The 18543-nt window shown below is 49.6% G+C and carries 23 protein-coding genes and 2 pseudogenes; all 25 read left to right on the top strand.

What is annotated here, in order from left to right; translation table 11 throughout:
• The first annotated feature begins 1 nt into the window (after position 1).
• The gene (locus KGP25_RS18305; RefSeq protein WP_223539427.1) at positions 2-1069 is read left to right on the top strand and encodes a hypothetical protein; all 1068 of its coding nucleotides are present in this window, start codon (positions 2-4) and stop codon (positions 1067-1069) included.
• Positions 1066-1416: a hypothetical protein gene (locus tag KGP25_RS18300; protein ID WP_058657614.1), complete on the top strand. Its 351-nt coding sequence runs from the start codon at positions 1066-1068 to the stop codon at positions 1414-1416. The genes KGP25_RS18305 and KGP25_RS18300 overlap by 4 nt, the downstream gene beginning before the upstream one ends.
• A gap of 3 nt (positions 1417-1419) precedes the next feature.
• On the top strand, positions 1420-2160 hold the full coding sequence (locus tag KGP25_RS18295; RefSeq protein WP_207167743.1) for a hypothetical protein: 741 nt from the start codon (positions 1420-1422) through the stop codon (positions 2158-2160).
• 64 nt (positions 2161-2224) lie between these two features.
• Positions 2225-2977 (top strand): Gp138 family membrane-puncturing spike protein, encoded by a 753-nt coding sequence (locus KGP25_RS18290; protein ID WP_223539426.1) that lies wholly within the window; start codon positions 2225-2227, stop codon positions 2975-2977.
• Complete coding sequence (locus KGP25_RS18285; RefSeq protein ID WP_223539425.1) at positions 2977-3330, top strand: hypothetical protein; 354 nt, start codon at positions 2977-2979, stop codon at positions 3328-3330. Before KGP25_RS18290 ends, KGP25_RS18285 begins: the two co-directional genes overlap by 1 nt.
• A pseudogene (locus KGP25_RS18280) lies at positions 3331-3423 on the top strand (hypothetical protein); the annotation flags it as partial.
• Between the two features lie 148 nt (positions 3424-3571).
• A complete protein-coding gene (locus tag KGP25_RS18275) occupies positions 3572-4804 on the top strand; it encodes an integrase arm-type DNA-binding domain-containing protein (protein WP_223539424.1) in 1233 nt (410 codons plus the stop codon).
• A 121-nt stretch (positions 4805-4925) separates the two neighbouring features.
• Positions 4926-5138, top strand: coding sequence for an AlpA family phage regulatory protein (locus KGP25_RS18270; RefSeq protein WP_003826341.1), 213 nt, complete (start codon positions 4926-4928; stop codon positions 5136-5138).
• 720 nt (positions 5139-5858) lie between these two features.
• A complete protein-coding gene (locus KGP25_RS18265) occupies positions 5859-6929 on the top strand; it encodes a hypothetical protein (RefSeq protein ID WP_223539423.1) in 1071 nt (356 codons plus the stop codon).
• Between the two features lie 317 nt (positions 6930-7246).
• Positions 7247-7492, top strand: a complete 246-nt coding sequence (locus KGP25_RS18260) for a host cell division inhibitor Icd-like protein (RefSeq protein WP_223539422.1) — start codon at positions 7247-7249, stop codon at positions 7490-7492.
• The gene (locus tag KGP25_RS18255; protein WP_223539421.1) at positions 7485-8363 is read left to right on the top strand and encodes a tyrosine-type recombinase/integrase; all 879 of its coding nucleotides are present in this window, start codon (positions 7485-7487) and stop codon (positions 8361-8363) included. The genes KGP25_RS18260 and KGP25_RS18255 overlap by 8 nt, the downstream gene beginning before the upstream one ends.
• Positions 8356-8538, top strand: coding sequence for a hypothetical protein (locus KGP25_RS18250; protein WP_219290596.1), 183 nt, complete (start codon positions 8356-8358; stop codon positions 8536-8538). The genes KGP25_RS18255 and KGP25_RS18250 overlap by 8 nt, the downstream gene beginning before the upstream one ends.
• On the top strand, positions 8531-8725 hold the full coding sequence (locus KGP25_RS18245) for a hypothetical protein (RefSeq protein WP_223539420.1): 195 nt from the start codon (positions 8531-8533) through the stop codon (positions 8723-8725). Before KGP25_RS18250 ends, KGP25_RS18245 begins: the two co-directional genes overlap by 8 nt.
• Positions 8726-8802: 77 nt before the next feature.
• Complete coding sequence (locus tag KGP25_RS18240; RefSeq protein ID WP_223539419.1) at positions 8803-8943, top strand: hypothetical protein; 141 nt, start codon at positions 8803-8805, stop codon at positions 8941-8943.
• 3 nt (positions 8944-8946) lie between these two features.
• Positions 8947-9165 carry a DUF4222 domain-containing protein gene (locus tag KGP25_RS18235; protein ID WP_223539418.1) on the top strand — a complete coding sequence of 73 codons (219 nt, stop codon included), beginning with the start codon at positions 8947-8949 and terminating at the stop codon, positions 9163-9165.
• Complete coding sequence (locus KGP25_RS18230) at positions 9162-11504, top strand: toprim domain-containing protein (protein ID WP_223539417.1); 2343 nt, start codon at positions 9162-9164, stop codon at positions 11502-11504. Before KGP25_RS18235 ends, KGP25_RS18230 begins: the two co-directional genes overlap by 4 nt.
• Before the next feature lie 215 nt (positions 11505-11719).
• Positions 11720-12394, top strand: coding sequence for a hypothetical protein (locus KGP25_RS18225; protein ID WP_223539416.1), 675 nt, complete (start codon positions 11720-11722; stop codon positions 12392-12394).
• 54 nt (positions 12395-12448) lie between these two features.
• Positions 12449-13117 (top strand): peptidase M41 family protein, encoded by a 669-nt coding sequence (locus KGP25_RS18220; RefSeq protein WP_223539415.1) that lies wholly within the window; start codon positions 12449-12451, stop codon positions 13115-13117.
• A gap of 358 nt (positions 13118-13475) precedes the next feature.
• Positions 13476-14060 (top strand): hypothetical protein, encoded by a 585-nt coding sequence (locus KGP25_RS18215; protein WP_223539414.1) that lies wholly within the window; start codon positions 13476-13478, stop codon positions 14058-14060.
• An 8-nt stretch (positions 14061-14068) separates the two neighbouring features.
• The gene (locus KGP25_RS18210; protein ID WP_223539413.1) at positions 14069-15094 is read left to right on the top strand and encodes a tyrosine-type recombinase/integrase; all 1026 of its coding nucleotides are present in this window, start codon (positions 14069-14071) and stop codon (positions 15092-15094) included.
• A gap of 270 nt (positions 15095-15364) precedes the next feature.
• Complete coding sequence (locus KGP25_RS18205) at positions 15365-15889, top strand: hypothetical protein (RefSeq protein ID WP_223539412.1); 525 nt, start codon at positions 15365-15367, stop codon at positions 15887-15889.
• A 52-nt stretch (positions 15890-15941) separates the two neighbouring features.
• Positions 15942-16130 (top strand): hypothetical protein, encoded by a 189-nt coding sequence (locus tag KGP25_RS18200; RefSeq protein ID WP_151571653.1) that lies wholly within the window; start codon positions 15942-15944, stop codon positions 16128-16130.
• 93 nt (positions 16131-16223) lie between these two features.
• Positions 16224-17369: a baseplate J/gp47 family protein gene (locus KGP25_RS18195; RefSeq protein WP_223540577.1), complete on the top strand. Its 1146-nt coding sequence runs from the start codon at positions 16224-16226 to the stop codon at positions 17367-17369.
• The gene (locus KGP25_RS18190; protein WP_223539411.1) at positions 17366-18046 is read left to right on the top strand and encodes a DUF2612 domain-containing protein; all 681 of its coding nucleotides are present in this window, start codon (positions 17366-17368) and stop codon (positions 18044-18046) included. The genes KGP25_RS18195 and KGP25_RS18190 overlap by 4 nt, the downstream gene beginning before the upstream one ends.
• Positions 18046-18480, top strand: a pseudogene (locus tag KGP25_RS26795) (hypothetical protein); the annotation flags it as partial. The gene KGP25_RS18190 and the pseudogene KGP25_RS26795, both read left to right, overlap by 1 nt.
• Positions 18481-18543 lie beyond the last annotated feature (63 nt).

Genomic DNA, 18543 nt, shown 5'->3' with positions numbered 1-18543 from the left:
CATGTCACAGAACTGGATGAGACATTTCGAGCTGCAGCTCCTGGACGAGAACGGGCAGGGGATTGAGCTCAGCGATTTTAAAGTGACCTTTACGATCGACTGGTTCAACATCAGCAGCGCGTCACGGGTGGGAACGTTCAAAATCTACAACCTGTCTGCTGATACCTCCAACCGGATCACCGGTAAAGAGTTTTCGAAAGTGCGGCTGATTGCCGGTTATGACGGTATCGCGCCGGAGGTATCGGCAAGCGATGTCGGGACCGTGCGTGAAGTCGACGCGGCGGATGTTGGCCAGAGCGATGGCCGCAACTACGGGCTGATTTTCAGCGGTGAAATTCGCTACTCGGTCACCGGTAAAGACAGCCCTATTGATTCCTATGTCCTGATTCAGGCAGCAGATACGGATCTGGCTTTTGCCACCAGCATAACGTCGCAGACGCTGGCAGCCGGTTACACGGTCGCAGACGTGAACCGCGCGCTGATGAAAGACTTCGAGGCCAAAGGCGCGACCGAAGGCCTGACGCCTGAAATGCCTGCTACTGTGTTCCCACGGGGCCGGGTGCTTTTCGGCATGACACGGCATCTTATGGATAACGTGGCCGGACAATGTGGCGCAACATGGCAGTTCGTTGACGGGCAGCGCCAGATGGTGGCGAATAACGAATATGTTCACGATGCGATTGTGCTCAACAGCGCCACCGGGCTTATCGGCATGCCGCAGCAGACCATCGGCAACGGCGTAAACGTCCGCGCGCTGATTAACCCGAACATCCGGGTTAACGGACTCATTCAGCTGGATCAGGCTTCCGTGTATCGTACCGCGCTGTCGAACAACGATATCGCTATGGCTGGTGGGCAGATCACCGACCAGAACACAGGCGGCAATATCACGCTAAGCGGCACCACGGCGCAACCTGCCAGCATTGCAACGGATGGCGTTTATATTGTGCGCGGGATTATGTACACTGGCGACACAAGGGGCCAGGCGTGGTACATGGATATGATGTGCGAAGCGCGTGGCGCGGCGGATTTACTCTCGTCCTCAGCGCAGCAAAGGATATATTCATGAAGCGTGTGAAGTTATTTCTGACAATTTCGTTACTGTTTTCCTGCTCTGCGGCTTTCGCTGATTTACAATGCGGCGGATACCGACTTCATGCAGCTGATAACGGCTGGACGAAAATCAATGGCGAGCAAGTTACATCTCAAAAAATCAAGTTTCTCGGTAAGAAGGACGATTGGAATAACGTTAAAACGGATATGGGGCTGATGCCTGCACGTGACGGTAATAATTACGGTTTCGAATTTGTGAAGCGTGGAGGGAAATCGTTCCTCAATGTCCAATTGCTTCAAAATAGCATGAATGCTCCCAAGCTAATTGGTTCCTACCCATGTTCACAAATTAAGGGTGAGTGACCAATGATGAAAAAGGTTATTGCTGCTCTGTTTTTATGCTCTGTTCCTTTTGCTGCTATTTCAGCTGTTAAAAACATAACGTTTAGTGATAGCGAAAAGGTCATGCTTAAGCATCTTTTTAAATATGACCTTCAACAATTCATCCATTCTGACGCCCATATGTTTTCTTATGAAACGGTGATTGTTTCCGCTGAAAAAATTGCAGAGGATTATGATGCAAATGAAGCGAGGGGCGACAGAGACTATAAGGGTAAACCCATTGTCGTTTCTGGAACTGTCGAAAAAATTAGATCCACCATGGGCGATGTTCCAGCAGTAGAGCTAAAAACTAATGTGGGGATTAAGGGAGTTTCTTTATATTTCACTAAAGAAAACGAGAAGCTTGCGATTGATTTGAATAAGGGCGATAAAGTCAGTTACGCCTGTATAGGTGATGGCTCAGTATTAGGTGACCCTGTTCTTCGCGGGTGTCTGCCAACAGATGAATATGTAAATACAGCATCTGACGTTATGTATAAAGATTCAATGGCGATGCTGAAAGATATTAAAGACCCTAAATCAGACGCTAACACTTTTATTTTATTTACTAAAATGATTACAAGATTAACTGATGATTATAAATTGTGCGCAGCCACTGATGCGAAATGTATCGTTAATATAATTGATACAACACCTATGGAAAAACGAAAGGCTATGGCTAGGGAAATGTCCAAAGAACTTGGTGTCAATGTCAGCGTAAAATAGCCGTCATACCTTCGACCTCATAACCCGCCACCCGGCGGGTTTTTTGCTTTCTGGAGCCTACGAAATGGCAGTATCTGACCAGACCCGCAGCGGCGACCTTGCCGAAACATTCAAATCTGAGCGGGACACAACAAAGAACCAGATCCGCGTCGCTTTGCCTGGCATTGTTCAGTCATTCGACCCTGACGCGGTTACGGCGGTTGTGCAGCCTGCTATCCGTTCGGTAGAAACGGACAACGACGGGAACCGCATTACCAAAAATTACCCGCTGCTGGTGGATGTGCCGGTGGTATTTCCGCGCGGCGGGGGATGCACGCTAACGTTCCCGGTTAACGCCGGTGATGAATGCCTGGTGATTTTCGCCGATCGCTGTATCGATTTCTGGTGGCAGAACGGCGGCGTGCAGGAGCCTGTAGACGACCGGGTGCATGACTTATCGGATGCGTTCTGTATCGTCGGGCCGCAGTCACAGGCGCAGAAAATCAGCGGAATCAGCACAGGGGCCGCTCAGCTGCGCAGCGATGACGGAAGCACGTTCTTTGAGCTCAATCCCTCTACTCAGAAAATTAAAATCGTAGCGCCTGGCGGCCTTGATGTTGTTACCCCGCAGGCCGACTTCTCGGCGAAAGTTACCATTCACGGGCTCCTGTCCTGGCTGGGTGGAATGGTGGGTTCTGTTGCTTCTGGCGTTGCATCCAAAATCACCGGCGCTGTCGAGTTTATCGGTACCGTTAAAGCTAACGGCAAGTCAATCGATGATACGCACACGCATGGCGGGGTTCAGCGAGGCGGAAGCAACACAGACGGGGTGAACTGATGCGATACAGACGTGAAGAAGCCAACGGTGATTACACCTTTGGCAGCGGCGATGATACCTGGCTGATTAACTCACCTGAGGCCGTGGCGCAGGCGGTGAAAACGCGGTTCGAATTATGGTACGGGCAATGGTTCCTCGACACCACCGAGGGGACTCCGTGGATTCAGTCCGTACTTGGTAAGCAGAAGCCGGAAACCTACAACCTGGCGATCCGTAAGCGCATCCTCGAAACGAGGGGCGTTAAATCCATCCTCTCTTTCAATACGACAGTGAACACGACGACGCGCCGCGTCCAGTTCTTCGCTGAAATCGACACCATCTACGGAACAACGACAGTAACCAGCGAGGCATAAATGGCCCTCAATTTGGACACACTCGGCTTATCGGCAACGGTAACCGCTGAGGGGATCAGTGCGCCTGATTATTTTAATATCTATGAATCAATACGTTAACGTTCAATAAAGCGCGGTGTGGCTGGGTTTAGTCCCTGCTTATGGTGTTTGAATCCATTCGATTACTTTCGTCTATCTGGGGTTCAATTCGCCATAAGTGGGACTACGAAAGAAACCACAGCGGAAGCAGTGATAGGAGCTGATGATGCTTGTTAAACCACTCACCAATGCAGAAGTTAAGAACGCGAAGCCACAGCTTAAAGATTACAGTCTTCATGATGGGTTTGGACTTCTTCTGTACGTTACTAAGTCAGGCGGTAAATCGTGGCGATTCCGCTATGCGCACCCCATAACCGGGAAAAGGCAGACATTCACTATTGGCCGATATCCAGAATTTAGTCTCGCAGAAGCGAGGGAGGCGAGAGAAGAAGCCAGAAGGAAAGTTGCCCGAGGGATAGATCCAAATGAGGTTAAAAAAGAAGAACTCAGCGACAGACGGAAAAAACATGCGCAGCAGTTTTCAGTTATCGCTGATAACTGGCTGAAAATAAAAATCACGGAGGGCATCCGTAGCAATACAATTCGAGGCTACGAGGGGGCTTTAAAAACGCTGAATAGTGTTCTTGGTGACGAGCCGGTACATAAAATGAATGCCGCCTCAACAATTCAGGCAATGAGAGAGTTTGCCGATCGTCCCGCCTCTTTGGAAAAGATGATAGTTGTGCTCAATTCAGTAATGGATTATGCGGTAAACACCGGAGTCATTGACCATAATTGCCTGCTAAAAATCGGCAAGGCTTTCCCAGCCAAAAGAAGCGTACCAATGCCCGTGATGGATAAAGGCAGATTGCCTGTGTTCCTTTCTGAATGGCTGGGGCTGAGTATGTGGGAGCCGATAAGGCTGTGTGTCTACTTCCAGCTTTTAACGATGGTAAGGCCATCTGAGGCTCGCCTGGCTGTTTGGGACGAAATTGATTTAGACAGTGCTGTCTGGAAAATTCCGGCTGAAAGAATGAAAGGGAAAAGGCCACACGCTGTACCGCTGTCCGCGCAAGCAATAGCAGTTTTACGCAATGCTGAAAAATGGCGTCGCGGGGCGTTTATTTTTCCTTCCGGCAAAAAGGGAGATAAGCCGATTGGAAAATGTACCGGGCAGATCGCTATTCATAAAACATCGCTAAGCGGAGAGGTTGTTACTCACGGTCTTAGGTCGCTTGCATCAACTGTGCTGAATGAAGAAGGGTTTAACCCTGATGTTATTGAGGCGGCACTTGCTCACAGAAGCAGGAACGCGATCCGCAATATCTACAATCGTACTGATTACTTTGAACAGCGGCGTATGCTCATGCAGTGGTGGGGGGATTATGTCGATAGCGCAGAGCGCGGAGAACTGCTTGAGACAAAGGGCGATAAAGGATTAAGGCTGATTGGTTAGTCCTCAAAACTCGACGTTTATTGCTGGCTATACGCCAGATTTTTTATTCCATTCAAACGCCGAAATGTATCTTTTTTATTCATAATTGTTATAATTGATTCATATATATACGGAGGTTTTTATGTCTGAATCGAATAGTGAAATACTACTTAAAGGCGAGGTTAAAGCGCGACTTCGCTACCGTTCTGATTCTGCGTTCTATGATTTCCTCAAAGATGAGGGAAACGGTTTTCCGATGCCTTTTAAAGTGGGAGGCCGTAACTGCTGGTATCGTGACGAGGTTGAAGCGTGGATCGGGAAACAAAGTGAAAAGCGCGGGATCTGTACCGCATGAAAGCGGAGCAAATAGACGGGGCTTGTTACCGAAAGGGGCAAGCCTTTTTTATTGTCTGTTGCCAGCAACGGTAACTTACACCAGCCAGGGAAAGGCATTTCATCGGGTAGCGGCGGAATGTTTGCAGAAAAATGCACAAAGGTATTCATAGTGTTCATGATTTAAATTTAGTCATAAAAAATCATACAGATAGACTATGAACACCTTTATCTAAGGTATTCATAGGGTATTCATAGTGTTCATAAGTTAGTGGCTGTCTTTATTGCTGGTGGTCAAACGTTGAGCCGACGAAATTCGTATGCACAAATTAACTGCGTACGTTTAACGTACGGACATCGAGATAAACACGAACAGTATTCGGGTTCAGTGCAAAACAACGTTAAACGTGGTTCAGAGGTTCCGATGAATAACGTAGAGAGCTGCTGTGATGCTGAAAAATACTATTATGAGGAAAACCAACAACCTGCATTTTTGCACGATGGAAACCGACTATCTCTGAGCGAGCCGGTTAACCAACCCTCTTTAAGAGGGTCAGTTAACAGCATTACGGGGAGTAACCCTGCTCACCCAAAGGAAAATGGGCGGGTTTTAAATTCTACTCTCTGGCTGGCGTTGGTTTGAAAGTTACCGATGGCGCGAACGGTGAAAATGGCTTTCTATCGACTTGGTTTCGACCGCAATTTAAGATGGCTCATAATCTCGGTTTAAACGGACATTAGGATGATGAAAAAACGAACTAAAGCCCTCATGCAATTGGCTATCTTTATCCCTTTCGCATTCCCTCTGGCCTCATGTACCGCCGGAAAAATAGATCCAGCCAAAGCCTTAAATCAGATGCATATTGTCAAAAGTGATGCTTACAAAAAGCGTCCCGGATGGGATGCGCTGGTTCGTTTAGGTATCGATGATTGTAAAACATACAAAAATGGCGGAGACAGTCTTTTCAAGTGGGATGGGCTGCAATGCGACGACAATAACATTATTAAATCAGTGAATGAAAAACCGAAGTTAATTCCAATTTTCTATGCGGCATACCATGAGTACGGTAGCTATGAGGTTGGCTCTATATCAAATTTTGAGCCGGGGGCGAGGGCTGGCGAGGAGATGGTTAAAATCTTGGCTAATCTGGCGTCTGTACTCGGTAATCCAGCAAAAATTGATGCCATTTATGATGATTATGAAAATGACCGCTGGAGTATGGGATTAAACAAGGTTAGCAAAAGCGATTTTATAAATGGTGTTGCAAATTTTAGTAAAAACAGAGACGCATTAGCCTCCAACTATCAAAAGACTCATGATGAAAATCAAAAACAATATCAGGCTGAACGGGATGCTCGACTTAAGCGTGAAAAGGAAGAGTCAATAGCCTCTGAGCGAGAGATTAACCTTGTCTTGTGGCAGAACCCTACACCAGAACAGCAGGTTATTGTTGATGCGTTTCGCACGGTAAAATTCACTATCAGAAATGATGGGGTTGCATACGCCAATGGCCGACGCTTTATGTCCGTAGCAGGGCTGGAATCTCTTAAAAATAGCCTGAACATGAGCATGGAGTCGTGCTCTGATGTTGGGGCTTACGTTGATGAAAAGGTAATAAGTCGGGCATGTGTGCAAGGTTTGGCTGAAGGAATTATTGAATGGGGTAAAACAGCCAAAGACAAAACCATTTCAGATCGCGCATGGAACGCCGCAGCCGTTCAAGGGAGTATTAATTACAATCCTGTTAAATATGAAATTCTGTTCTCGCACTGGGCTGGTATGGCTCGGGTTTACGCTTCTCGTGGGTACTAATCGTAGGTTTCAGATCTATGCGCAGGGGATATTTTCCTTGCGCTAAAGGGGTTAGTGTGGTTATGATTATTTCGCACCTCACAAAACGGGTGCCGGGTTTAGCAGCCTGAACGTCCGAGCGGGTAGCCGCTGATTTCCGTATAGCGGTATTTTTACGCCCGTAATTCACCTATGCCCCCGATTTATGGCGGGGCGTGGTGGGGAGGCTTCGGCCTGCTGGTATCTTGGACGCCAGTCTGCTAACCCCGCTACGTCTCGCCACCCATGTTTAGCAGCATCTGGCGAGACTCCTTAAAAATGTCCAAGGAGCCGCTAAAATGGCTAAATCAACCTGCCCCAAATATACCTGGCTGTTTCTGGCCACACCGAAAAAACACGACTGCACACCAATCGTATTGCGCACAATGGCTGATACCGAAGAAGAAGCCCGCGATACCTTCCCATGCTGGAATCTGACTTTTGCCGCAAAAATCCGCACTGAAAGCAGCCTGCGTGATTCTGGCTGTGGATCTTATGGCCTGAACCTCCTGACTCCGGAAATGCTGGAGGTGCACAATGTTTAACCTCCAGACTCTGACGGCCAAAGCCCGCGAATTGCGCGGCAACGTGGTTAAAGCGGTTAGCACTAAGGGCAGTCGCACAATGACGCCAGTTTATGACCGTGACGAACAGCGCAAGCTACGCGAACGCATACAGCAGACACAACCGGATTGGGTGCTGCTCTGGTGGGACATTGCGACCGTAACCGGCTGGCGTACCAGCGACGTTTGCAACCTGCGCTATTCCTGCATCAATTGGGAAACGGGGCAGGCGACAATTATCGTTGCCAAACAGACCAAAGCTGCCGAAGCGCGGGCAACCCGCAAAGGCATTGAAATCGTGCGCCAGCAGCGCAAGGACGCCGCGAGGCTTGCCGCTGACCATATCGCCTACATGAAGTGGGACAGCATCAACTGTGATGCGCTGGCAGCGGATATGACCGACGAAGAACAGGCGATAGTATTCGGGCTGGTGGCTAAAGCAGACGTTAAGCACGACACCAAACAGTTACCGCCGGGCATCATCAAGCGGCTTCGCGAACGTCAGGAGCGGAATCTGGTAGAGGACGACCTGATATTTTCCCGCTCTCAAATCGAAAGTAACCGTTGTCAACGTCTGGAAGGTAGCGTGACCCGCCAAACCATCTGGCGAAAACTTCATGGCGTAATGGTGTGGTTTACCCGCTTCATAAACGCCAAGCTGCGCCTGAGCGCGTACTCAAGCCGCAAAATAGCAGCGTTTAACCTCATGTCAGCAGGCGGTGAACAAGGCTTGTTGGTGGCCTCTGAAATGCTCGGGCATAGCAACCCGGCAATAACACGCACATATCTGCAGTTAGGTAGTAAAGCGGCCGCGATCCAGTCTCGTCTGGCTATGGAGGTGTGCAATGCGTAAAACCTTCCAGATTGATGGCTACGCTGTTAACAAACGCGGTCTTACCGTTGGTATTCACTACACCATGACCAGCACCGGCCCTGAAACAGCGAAAGCTACGGCGCAGCTACTTGCTCAGAAAGGCGGGTATAAACACGTCCGTATTAACTTTGTCCGGGAGGCGAAAAATGCGTGAGCCAATCAGCTTAGACCAGGCTGAATATAAATCAGCACTGGCCGCTTCACTCTTTGAAACCATTCTGGAAAAAGCCTGCGCTGAATGTTCGGAAACCCTGCTGAACCATATCTCACTGGCATGTGACCTTAATCAGGAAATTCACCGGGCATTAGTCGCTGAGCTGCATATGGGAGATAAAAAATGAGACAGGTTCCCTTTGATGTTTTGATGCACGTCGAGAATGCCCTATCCGAAAGTGAATGCACGTATGAGGTTCTCAGCATGTGGCTGGACAGCATTACTAACGATGAGAGTTCACACAGCGAAGCGTGTCGGGTGGGCGCTATCATGTCACTGCTGAATAAATCTATTGGCGAGCTGGTAAAGGCGCGGGACGCTTACAAGCCAAATAGCGAGATATAACAAATGAAAAAGAAAAATACTGGCTTAATTGCCAGCGGATTATCTCAACCTGAAATCAGGCAGGGCGATAAATGGCGTGATGGATGGGGCGATATTGTGACAGTCGAAAGTTACCGATTCAACAGAGTGACATTTATTCGTGATGGTTATTTATCTCCATGCACTCTGAATGAATCACGATTTATCAAAGAATTTAATCTGGTAGGCGAGGTGATGCCGTGAAAGATAATTTCATTAATGAAATTCGTAGCAGGGCTAATAATAACTGGCCTGCAATTATGGAGCGCCTTGCCATTCCTACAAACAGCGCAGAAGGGCCATGTCCGGCGTGCGGCGGCAAAACCCGCTACCGGTTCGACAATAAAGATAACCGGGGAACCTATTTCTGTTCGCACTGTGGCGCGGGTACTGGGCTGGATCTGGTGATGAAGGTCAACCAGTGCGGCCCGAGAGAAGCGGCTGAGCTGGTGGCCGAAGCTATGTCGCTGCCTATGCCGGAACCGAAGCAAGCCAGAGAGAAGCCTCAAACGGATATCGCCGGGAAAGTTGCGGCGCTGGCCGCCAAAGCCTCTCCGGGGCAGTCTGCTTACCTTACATCAAAGGGGCTTGAATGCCCCTTCCCGATGCTGTCCGACGGATCGCTGCTGCTGGTGCTGAAAAACGGTGCTGGTGCGGCGACTGGCGCACAGGTGATTAAACCTGATGGCAGTAAGCGGCTGGTGGCCGGAACGGTGAAGAAAGGCTCTTTTTGCGTGGTTAATTCCGGCGCAACGTCGGAAACGGTGATTATCGCCGAAGGGCTGGCAACGGCGCTTTCGGTTCAGCAGTTCCGCCCTGATGCGACAATTATCGCAGCTATTGACGCTGGGAACCTGCTGCCCGTTGCTCAGGTGATGCGCAAAAAATACCCGAACGCGCGGATCATCATTGCTGCAGATAATGACCAGTGCGCCGAAAGTGACAGAAGCGGAGAAGTGAAAGTTAACACAGGTAAGGAGTGTGCAGAGAAAGCCGCTAAAGCCGTTGCTGGCTGGGTTTCTTTGCCCCCTGTGGACTACAAGGCGGACTGGAACGACTACCACCGACAAAACGGACTGGAAGCCGCTATAGCAGCATTTAACGATTCGATGTATCAGCCGGAGGGGGAAAGTGTGGGCGCAAAACTTAAAGTAGTCGATGGCGGTAAAAAGCGCGGGCGCGGAGAAATCAACCTGATCCAGATGGCGGATAATGAAAAAGCGCTGATGCTGGCAGACCGTTACGAGGGAATAGCCATTCACGCAGAGAGCGAGGCTGTATATCTGTACCGTGAAGGTGTATGGGTAAAAGCAGCGCCATTAGAACTAAGCCGCGAAATGGTGGCTATCTACAACGAAAATCAGACTAATTTCAGTAAACGCTCAGTAAATAACGTAATTGAAGCATTGAAGATTGTCATTCCTGTTATGGGCCAGCCTCGCCGGAGCCTGATCCCGTTCAAAAATGGCGTGTACGACATGGAAACCGGGACTTTCTCGCAGCATTCATTAGATAACTGGCTTACTAACGATAACGGTGTGATCTATACGCCGCCGGAGCCTGGCGAAAATCTTCACGACCATGCGCCAAACTTCCATAAATGGCTAAGTTACACAGCAGGAAGAGACGCACTTAAAATGAAGCGGATCGCCGCTGGGCTTTTTATGGTGCTGGCGAACCGCTACGACTGGCAACTTTTTCTTGAGATAACCGGGGAGGGAGGTAGCGGCAAAAGCGTTTTCACTCACATTGCTACTATGCTGGCTGGCGAACACAACACGGCCAGCGGAAATATGGCCGCACTGGATAGCGCCAGAGGTCGGGCGCAGTTCGTAGGCAAAAGTATGATAACCCTACCAGACCAGCCAAAATATTCAGGCGAGGGAACGGGTATAAAAGCGATTACGGGCGGCGATGCCGTAGAGATTGACCCGAAGCATGAACACCAGTACACCGCCGTTCTGAGGGCTGTTGTAGTCGCTACAAACAACACGCCGATGATTTTCACCGAACGGGCCGGAGGCGTTGCCCGCCGTAGGGTGATTTTTCAGTTTAATAACCGGGTTCGAGAGGAAGACAAAGACCCCGATTTGTCGGAAAAGATATCCGCAGAAATCCCGGTTATTGTCCGCCGGCTCCTGGCTAACTTTTCTGATCCAGAGAAAGCAAGGGCGCTTTTGTTGGAACAGAGGAACAGTGAAGAAGCGCTGGAGGTTAAACAGAAAACAGACCCACTTTATGCTTTCTGCGCATACCTTGAAAAGTTGTCAGAGTGTACGGGAATGCTGGTAGGGAACCGCAATCCGCCTCTCTACCCACGCGTGTATCTCTATCATGCGTATCTGGCCTTTCTGGAGGCTAACGGATTCGATAAGCCGCTAACCCTTAATAAATTCGCTGAGGGCATGGAGAGCGCAATGCGCGAGTTTAATCACGAATATCGGAAAGAGAGAAAGACGCGAGGAGTTGTAACCAACGTGGAACTTTCAGGAAGTGCTGAGGACTGGCTGCCACAGCCTTATCCCAACCCGACGAAGAAGTAAGCAAATAAAAAGCCCGCGAAGGAAGGCGCGGGCTTTGCTTAGTATCACGATTGTGCAATCGGTGGGGGATTCCGTACCCACGAATACAGAATAGCAGAACTCTACACCTATTTACCACTTTTTGTGGTTGATGTTGTGTTTTGTATCTGTTTTTATGGTTTGCATGTATAATATTCATACCGACAATCCCGTCGAGGTTACAGGACAATTTGACCATGCCAAACATGACTCGCTTTAATGCGACCCCTTCCGGATCTGGCGTAATCATTACTGCAAATTTTGATAATGATACGGAGATTCAATTCCCTACAGACCCCGCATCTGCAGACTTTATGACATCCATCGTTAGAGCCTTAGCAGAAGCGAATGACCGCATTATCGCCGCTGAAAATCGTGCAGCAGCAGCTAACCGAACAGCAGACCGGCTAAAGAAAAGAACTGGCGATCAGCAGCCTGCAGGCTCAGGCCAGCCGCCTCAATCCCATGCTGAGTTTCTCAAGTTAGTATGGAAAGCCGTGCCAGATTTCACGGTTGGCGTTGAACGCAACCCGGAAAACATCGCCATTGAGGCACTTCGGTTTGTGCCCATCGCAGTTCTGAAAGCGATTTCCGGCTATACGTTGCCTGAAAATATTCCACGCAGTGAGGCTGTCTCGTTACTGGAAATTGCCGGGGAATACATGGAGGCGAACAACATCAAATCGAAACCATATATCCCTAGTATCAATGCTAAAGAAGCAGCTCAAAAGCGCCGGGATTTTGATGCTGATGTGAATAAAAACATTCAGCTTCAGCAGCAGCTTGATCAGCACTGGGAGCAGCAGAAAGTCGATGAGAAGGAAAGACAAAAAACCATCGATAAGCACATGCGCCCATACACTTATTATTAACTCTTACGCCCGGTAATTAGCCGGGCTCTGTCATTTAGGATATGAGAGTTAGCAATGACTACGCCACCTGAAAATAGTGATTTTTTCAACTGGATTGCAAACGGTAAGGCCTGTGTTGCTCATCATGAAGCTGGTCACGCCGTTGCCAACTGGAGTTCTTGTTTAAAAATATGGCATGTCAGTATCATGAATGAGAACGGCTACATAAGGGATGAGCACTACAATGAAGCTAAATGTTTAGGGGTTGTATCAAGCCAATTTAGAGATGATTACAATCTCAAGAGATTATTGGCAAGTAAGTCAGGAATAGTAAATAGAGACGGCAGTATTACGCCTTTCATTGAACATCACTCAAAAGAGATAAAAAAATACGCCAAAAGGGAAATGCTTATATCGCTGGCTGGTCCTGTAAGTGAGGTTGCGTATGGAGGAGGGGACATATTTGGTAAAGCATGTTCATTCAGTAAAAAATCAGCAGGCTCAGACCGGGAGAGGGTAGAGGAACTGCTTGATTTATATTGCGAAACAAATAAAGAGGTCAGCAGAATTGATGTTTTAAATAATATGATAAAAGAGACTGAGTTATTCGTTATGCGGCATTGGGATAAAATTCATAATATAGCAAAAATTCTTGAGCGTGATTATGTTATTAAAGGGGAGCGTGTTAACTCGATTATAGGTATCAATCTATCTGATAGCGTGACCCCAATGTTTAAAGACTAAATTGCAAAGAAGTGCTCATGGGGTGAATGTTGGTTAAATGTTAAATTTATAACGGAGAGCATGAACACCTATGTACACTTATGAAGGGTTATGAATACTGGTGTTCATGCTTTATCTATATGAATAATATGATTAATATCGCGAATATGAATACCATGAACACCTTGAGAGCAAGTTCTCTAAAACACGCCCTAAATGCAGCGTTTAAAGTATAAAAGCCATTTTTATAGTTCAAAAAAGAATATGCATTAACAATTCATTATCATTTGGTTTGGCGGCATTTATAAGCTTTTACGCACAGAAAATAACCATCTTGTTAGCCGTATTAAATGTCAGACGAGAGGAACGGTAACTTAAAATGAAAAATAGCGTTACTAATGCAAACTCCTGCTCTGATACGCAGGAAATTGAAAGTTTACCTGCATACAGACAGGCGCTGGCCGATGAAGCTGTAAGTAATAAGGTGTCTGCTGTAGAACGTATCCGGGCAAGGTTGGCGCTTCTGGAGAGCTATATTCCTGATTCGCTTGTGCCACAAGACGAGGTAGCCGAATTTCGTGGCCGCATCACCGGATTATTCGGTGAACTGGAGGTGGGCGGTAAACACGGCACTGTACTGATTCATGCACATCGAAAATTACGCGATTTAGAGGATCGGATTTACATTCCTGTACGCCGGATGGCCGCTGAACAGTTTGACCAACTGCGTCGGGAAAAACCGGACATGACGGGCGATGTATTACTGAAAACTCTGCTGGGCGATGAAATTGGCGAATATCAGACGAGAAACCCTGAGGCGTCAAAAATAGCCACGCTGGCCGCGCTTATGAGGTCATCACCCCGTGCGGATATTCTCATAAACATGATCCGTCAGCGAAACGATGAGCATCCGGTAGCAGTGTTTAGCTGGTGTCCTCTGGAATTACCTTTGCAGGGTGTGTAGGGGGAAACATGGCATCTATCCGTGAGATTGGCTCGGAAAAGCGCCTGCGTTATGTCGTTAACTGGCTGGATAAAGAAACCCGCACCGGACGGCGCAATACCTTTCACAGCATCGACGATGCGGCGGCGTTGCTGTATCAACTGGAAGTGGCAGCCCTTGACTGGCGAACGGCAGACAATGCTGAGGCGGTAAAACGCTGGACGCTGCAGAAACTGTCCTGGTTATGGCTGGGATATCAGCGTGACAGGCTGAACCGGAACCGGATCAGGGCAACCAGTTACGACCGCTACCGCTATTGCCTGCTAAACCTTCCGTCTGACCTGCTGAATAAAAACCTGAATAAAATAACTTCACGCCAGCTTAGCGAGCGGCTTAACCGACAGTCGCTTGTGTACATCGGCGCGGCTTTTGCTTATCTCGTGCGGTCCGGGATGATTGCGCATAATCCGGTTCGCCAGAGCCGATCACCGGCAGACAGGCCGTGGCAAATCCCGGATGAAGATACCGTGTTAGCCATGCTGGATCGTGCAGAGCGGCGCGAAAGGATTGCTATCTGGCTGGGCGCGGCTTGCGGCCTGCGTATCAGCGAAGTGCTGGCGTTAACCTATCGGGATGTGAGCGCTGACGAAATACAGGTTCGCTGCCATCTGACTTCACGCGGTATTATCCGGGGCAGAAAGCGCGGCAGGGGCCGTTCCGTCGATATGCCGGTTGGCCTGTTTGAGTGCCTCGATAAAACGCTGCTGGGAACGGATACACCGCTGATTGCCGGGAGCAACGGACAGAGGCTGAGCCTGAACTACAGCACATCCGGCGTGATGAAACGCCTGCTCTCTGAATTCGGGATAGCGCGATTTCATGACCTGAGGCATTTTGCGGTGTCCAGCCTGGTAAAAAACGGCGTTGATATTCTGGACGTGTCTGACATGGTGGGCCACTCCCGGCCGTCGGTGACGTTGAATATTTACGGGCATCTTTTCCGCGAAAAACCGTCACTCAAGAACGCTCTGAGAGGAGGGGTAAGGAGAATATAGTAAACTCCTTACTTTCCCGGTGTGATGCGGGTTCATCGACTGAAAGCGACGATCTAGCCATTTTTGGATAATACCGCACTTTTTCACGCTTTCCGGACGGGTGAGCAACAAAATGCGGAGAAATGAGGAATGACACGGCCTGTAGCCCGACAAAGTGCGGCATATCACATGAGCGCAGGCCGCATTCTACCGTTATCGATACGCCGCGGACTTTTTGAGGGTTCGTGAGCACGTCCCGTTTTTTGCCGATGGTGGACAGAGTGAGGAAAAATGAACGTTTTAGCAGCCGCTGAAAATGGCTTCCGGTTTAAGGGGATCTGGTGGACGGAGGAGACCTTTACTGACGTATTACGCACGGTACTGAACCTGCACCGTGCTATGAGTAATCACCGGGTGGCTTTTCACTTTGGAGTTTCTGAAAAAGCCGTCAGGAAATTGAGAGCACGCAGCGATACCGCCAATGGGGTGATACTGCGCCTGATGGAAGAAGCGAAACTCAGCAGGAGCAGGCCAGCACAGTATCGCGAACGCAACTGGTACAACAATTACCCGGAAGACATCGAGGCCAGAAAAATACTGATAGCCGCAGAGGAGGAAAGGGAAAGGCAGCGGGTGGTTCGACATGAGCAGCGAAAGCAGAGAACGCGCCGGGTTACTGATGGCGCTGTACGTCTTGAGCGGATTAGAGCGCAGCGGCGTGAGGCGGTACAATGCTGTAAACGGTCAGGATTAACTCAGGTGCTGGCAGCAGAAAGCCTGTCATGTTCGCTGAGCACTGTCCGGCGGTACTGGTGAATGTTGAGCGACCGTAGCCGTTAAGTTTCACTTCTGGTAATGAGTAACTTACATGCTGAAATCTGATGTGATCGAGTCTGCAATAGCAGAGATGGTAACAAAGCAAGGGCGAGATTTAGACGCTACTGACATGCTGGAGATACGCCGTAGGGTAGCAGGAGCGCTCGCCGCAAAGGAAAGGCACCGCCAGCGCATGGCAGCCCCGGAATATCGTTGGAGTAAGCCTGCACCTCGCAGATAGCAATCCGCACACCTAAGAACAGTTAACGGACTAGATTCTCACCACCTTAAAAATAAAATCCATATATATCAATAACTTTATCATTGTTATTGAATCAGTGCGCCTGATTACCAGACGATACTCGATACCCTGACGAGCTATTTTCAGCAGATTTATGGCAGTGACGCTTATCTGGAGCCAGACAGCAAAGACGGCCAGATGGTGGCGCTGGTGGCGCTGGCTATTCACGATGCCAACAACACGGCCATCTCCGTTTATAACTGCTTCTCACCTGCTACGGGTTACGGCGCAGCGCTGACCAGTAACGTTAAAATTAACGGTATCGCGCGCCGGGGGGCGACGAACTCTACCGTGGATCTGCTTCTGACCGGTACCGCCGGGACATCCATCACAAACGGTACCGTGAAAGACACGAATAACGTGATCTGGCGGCTTCCTGCCTCGGTGACCATCGGTGTCGGCGGGACCGTGATGGTAACTGCAACCTGTTCAAACAGCGGAGCAGTTGCGGCGCTGGCCGGGACTATTACCACTATCAACACGCCGACCCGTGGCTGGGCATCGGTAACCAACCCGGCGGCGGCCACCGTAGGCGCCCCGGCTGAAACCGACGCAGAACTGCGCATCAGGCAGGGGCAAAGCGTCGCTCTGCCGTCACTCACACCGTTTGAAGGTGTCGACGGTGCGATCGCCAACGTTGCAGGCGTGACTCGTCACAAGCTCTACGAGAATGATACTGGTGCTACCGACAGCAACGGGCTGCCTCCTCATTCCATTTCCGCCATCGTCGATGGAGGTGATGTTACCGAGATAGCCCAGACAATCAGGGGAAACAAAGGGCAGGGAACAGCCACCTACGGGACAACATCTGTCACGGTGCTGGACACCTACGGTAACCCACACGTGATCAGTTTTTCGCGGTCTACTGATGTCCCGATTTATGGGCATATCACCCTGAAGGCATTCACCGGCTACACGTCGCAAATTGGCGTTCAGATTCAGCAGGCCGTCGCGGATTACATCAATGGGCTGACGATCGGCGACGATGTGCTGCTGAGCAGGATTTATTCACCGGCGAACCTCGGCGTAGTGAGTGGTGGCAATGCGCGCTACTACGACATACAGGAGCTGCTGATTGGAAAATCAGCCGGTAGCGTAGCGGCGGCAAACATCATCATTGCCTACAACGAATCCGCGTCGTGTAAACCCGAAAACATTGTTCTAACGGTGACGTCATGAGCAGGTACACGGACTTAATCACCAACTATCACGCCACGAAGCCGAAATTTTTTGATCACGTCGACCTTAGCACGCGGCCACTGATTGATATCACCGGCGCCACCCGGGGGCTGGTAAGCGCTTTCGATATTGATACTGCTGTCGGCGTCCAGCTCGATACGCTCGGCCTCTGGATTGGTCGCAGTCGCATAGTCAGCCAGCCGATAAGCGGCGTTTATTTCAGCCTTGATACTGACGGGCTCGGGTTCGATCAGGGGGTATGGCAAGGCCCGTATGACCCCGATTCAGGCTACACCACGCTAAGCGACGAAACTTATCGCATCGTCCTTAAGGCGAAAATCGCTATCAACAACTGGGACGGCCGGAATGATTCGCTGCCTCCCATCCTTGACGCTGCAACTGCAGGCTCTGGCCTGAGGATGCAGATCGTCGACAACCAGGACATGACGATCTCGGTCTGGGTTTTTCCCGAGACTGATATTTCAGATGTGTCTCTCGAACTGATCGCCGCTATTAAGCAGGGCTATCTCACCGTTAAAGCCGCTGGCGTGTGGGCCGGTGACGTTGAAACGCCTTCGGTAGAAACACCGTCAGAGGGTAATCGATTCTTCGGTTTTGACATGGACAACGAATATATCGCCGGATTTGATGATGGCGCATGGGGGAAATTACTGTAATGGCTAAAAATGACTTCAAACCTTTTGCTACCGGCGCTGGTGCAAATGTAATGTCCCAGGCTGACTGGGAAGCTCTTCCTGCTCTACTTTCTGGATTTACAGCAGGCAAAGCATCCAGTGCGCAGGTCAACAAAGCTATTCGGCAGTCAGCTTTTATCGCGGCCGCGCTGGCGCAGTACACCGCCAACAAAAGCGGGCTTGATGTGCTGGATGATGGTGATGTGAGCGGGTTCATTGCCAAAATGACCACCGCGCTCGGTAAGGACTTTCAGGGGCTTGATGCCACACTGACGGCACTTGCCGGCCTCGCTACAGGGGCAAATAAGCTTCCGTATTTCACCGGGGCAGATACCGCAGCGCAGACGGATCTTACTTCAGTCGGGCGTGACATTATCGGTAAAAGTACGATTGCCGACATTCTCACATACCTCGGTTTTGTAGGATCGTTAACTTCACCTGGTTATGCGGTTATTCCGCTGGGGACGAAAAAGCTGGTG

It is taken from the genome of Enterobacter sp. JBIWA003 (genome assembly GCF_019968825.1).
GTDB lineage: Bacteria > Pseudomonadota > Gammaproteobacteria > Enterobacterales > Enterobacteriaceae > Enterobacter > Enterobacter quasiroggenkampii.
The sequence above is the reverse complement of the archived record's forward strand: the minus strand, read 5'-3'. Positions and strand labels throughout refer to the sequence as shown.

Excerpts from the sequence above, each read along its gene's own strand:
- KGP25_RS18220 (WP_223539415.1), top strand. The coding sequence starts at position 12,449 with ATGACTACGCCACCTGAAAATAGTGATTTTTTCAACTGGATTGCAAAC.
- KGP25_RS18295 (WP_207167743.1), top strand. The coding sequence starts at position 1,420 with ATGATGAAAAAGGTTATTGCTGCTCTGTTTTTATGCTCTGTTCCTTTT.
- KGP25_RS18225 (WP_223539416.1), top strand. The coding sequence starts at position 11,720 with ATGCCAAACATGACTCGCTTTAATGCGACCCCTTCCGGATCTGGCGTA.
- KGP25_RS18265 (WP_223539423.1), top strand. The coding sequence starts at position 5,859 with ATGATGAAAAAACGAACTAAAGCCCTCATGCAATTGGCTATCTTTATC.
- KGP25_RS18275 (WP_223539424.1), top strand. The coding sequence starts at position 3,572 with ATGATGCTTGTTAAACCACTCACCAATGCAGAAGTTAAGAACGCGAAG.
- KGP25_RS18300 (WP_058657614.1), top strand. The coding sequence starts at position 1,066 with ATGAAGCGTGTGAAGTTATTTCTGACAATTTCGTTACTGTTTTCCTGC.
- KGP25_RS18290 (WP_223539426.1), top strand. The coding sequence starts at position 2,225 with ATGGCAGTATCTGACCAGACCCGCAGCGGCGACCTTGCCGAAACATTC.
- KGP25_RS18255 (WP_223539421.1), top strand. The coding sequence starts at position 7,485 with ATGTTTAACCTCCAGACTCTGACGGCCAAAGCCCGCGAATTGCGCGGC.
- KGP25_RS18190 (WP_223539411.1), top strand. The coding sequence starts at position 17,366 with ATGAGCAGGTACACGGACTTAATCACCAACTATCACGCCACGAAGCCG.
- KGP25_RS18270 (WP_003826341.1), top strand. The coding sequence starts at position 4,926 with ATGTCTGAATCGAATAGTGAAATACTACTTAAAGGCGAGGTTAAAGCG.
- KGP25_RS18250 (WP_219290596.1), top strand. The coding sequence starts at position 8,356 with ATGCGTAAAACCTTCCAGATTGATGGCTACGCTGTTAACAAACGCGGT.
- KGP25_RS18205 (WP_223539412.1), top strand. The coding sequence starts at position 15,365 with ATGAACGTTTTAGCAGCCGCTGAAAATGGCTTCCGGTTTAAGGGGATC.
- KGP25_RS18245 (WP_223539420.1), top strand. The coding sequence starts at position 8,531 with ATGCGTGAGCCAATCAGCTTAGACCAGGCTGAATATAAATCAGCACTG.
- KGP25_RS18240 (WP_223539419.1), top strand. The coding sequence starts at position 8,803 with ATGTGGCTGGACAGCATTACTAACGATGAGAGTTCACACAGCGAAGCG.
- KGP25_RS18215 (WP_223539414.1), top strand. The coding sequence starts at position 13,476 with ATGAAAAATAGCGTTACTAATGCAAACTCCTGCTCTGATACGCAGGAA.
- KGP25_RS18260 (WP_223539422.1), top strand. The coding sequence starts at position 7,247 with ATGGCTAAATCAACCTGCCCCAAATATACCTGGCTGTTTCTGGCCACA.
- KGP25_RS18200 (WP_151571653.1), top strand. The coding sequence starts at position 15,942 with ATGCTGAAATCTGATGTGATCGAGTCTGCAATAGCAGAGATGGTAACA.
- KGP25_RS18235 (WP_223539418.1), top strand. The coding sequence starts at position 8,947 with ATGAAAAAGAAAAATACTGGCTTAATTGCCAGCGGATTATCTCAACCT.
- KGP25_RS18285 (WP_223539425.1), top strand. The coding sequence starts at position 2,977 with ATGCGATACAGACGTGAAGAAGCCAACGGTGATTACACCTTTGGCAGC.
- KGP25_RS18305 (WP_223539427.1), top strand. The coding sequence starts at position 2 with ATGTCACAGAACTGGATGAGACATTTCGAGCTGCAGCTCCTGGACGAG.
- KGP25_RS18210 (WP_223539413.1), top strand. The coding sequence starts at position 14,069 with ATGGCATCTATCCGTGAGATTGGCTCGGAAAAGCGCCTGCGTTATGTC.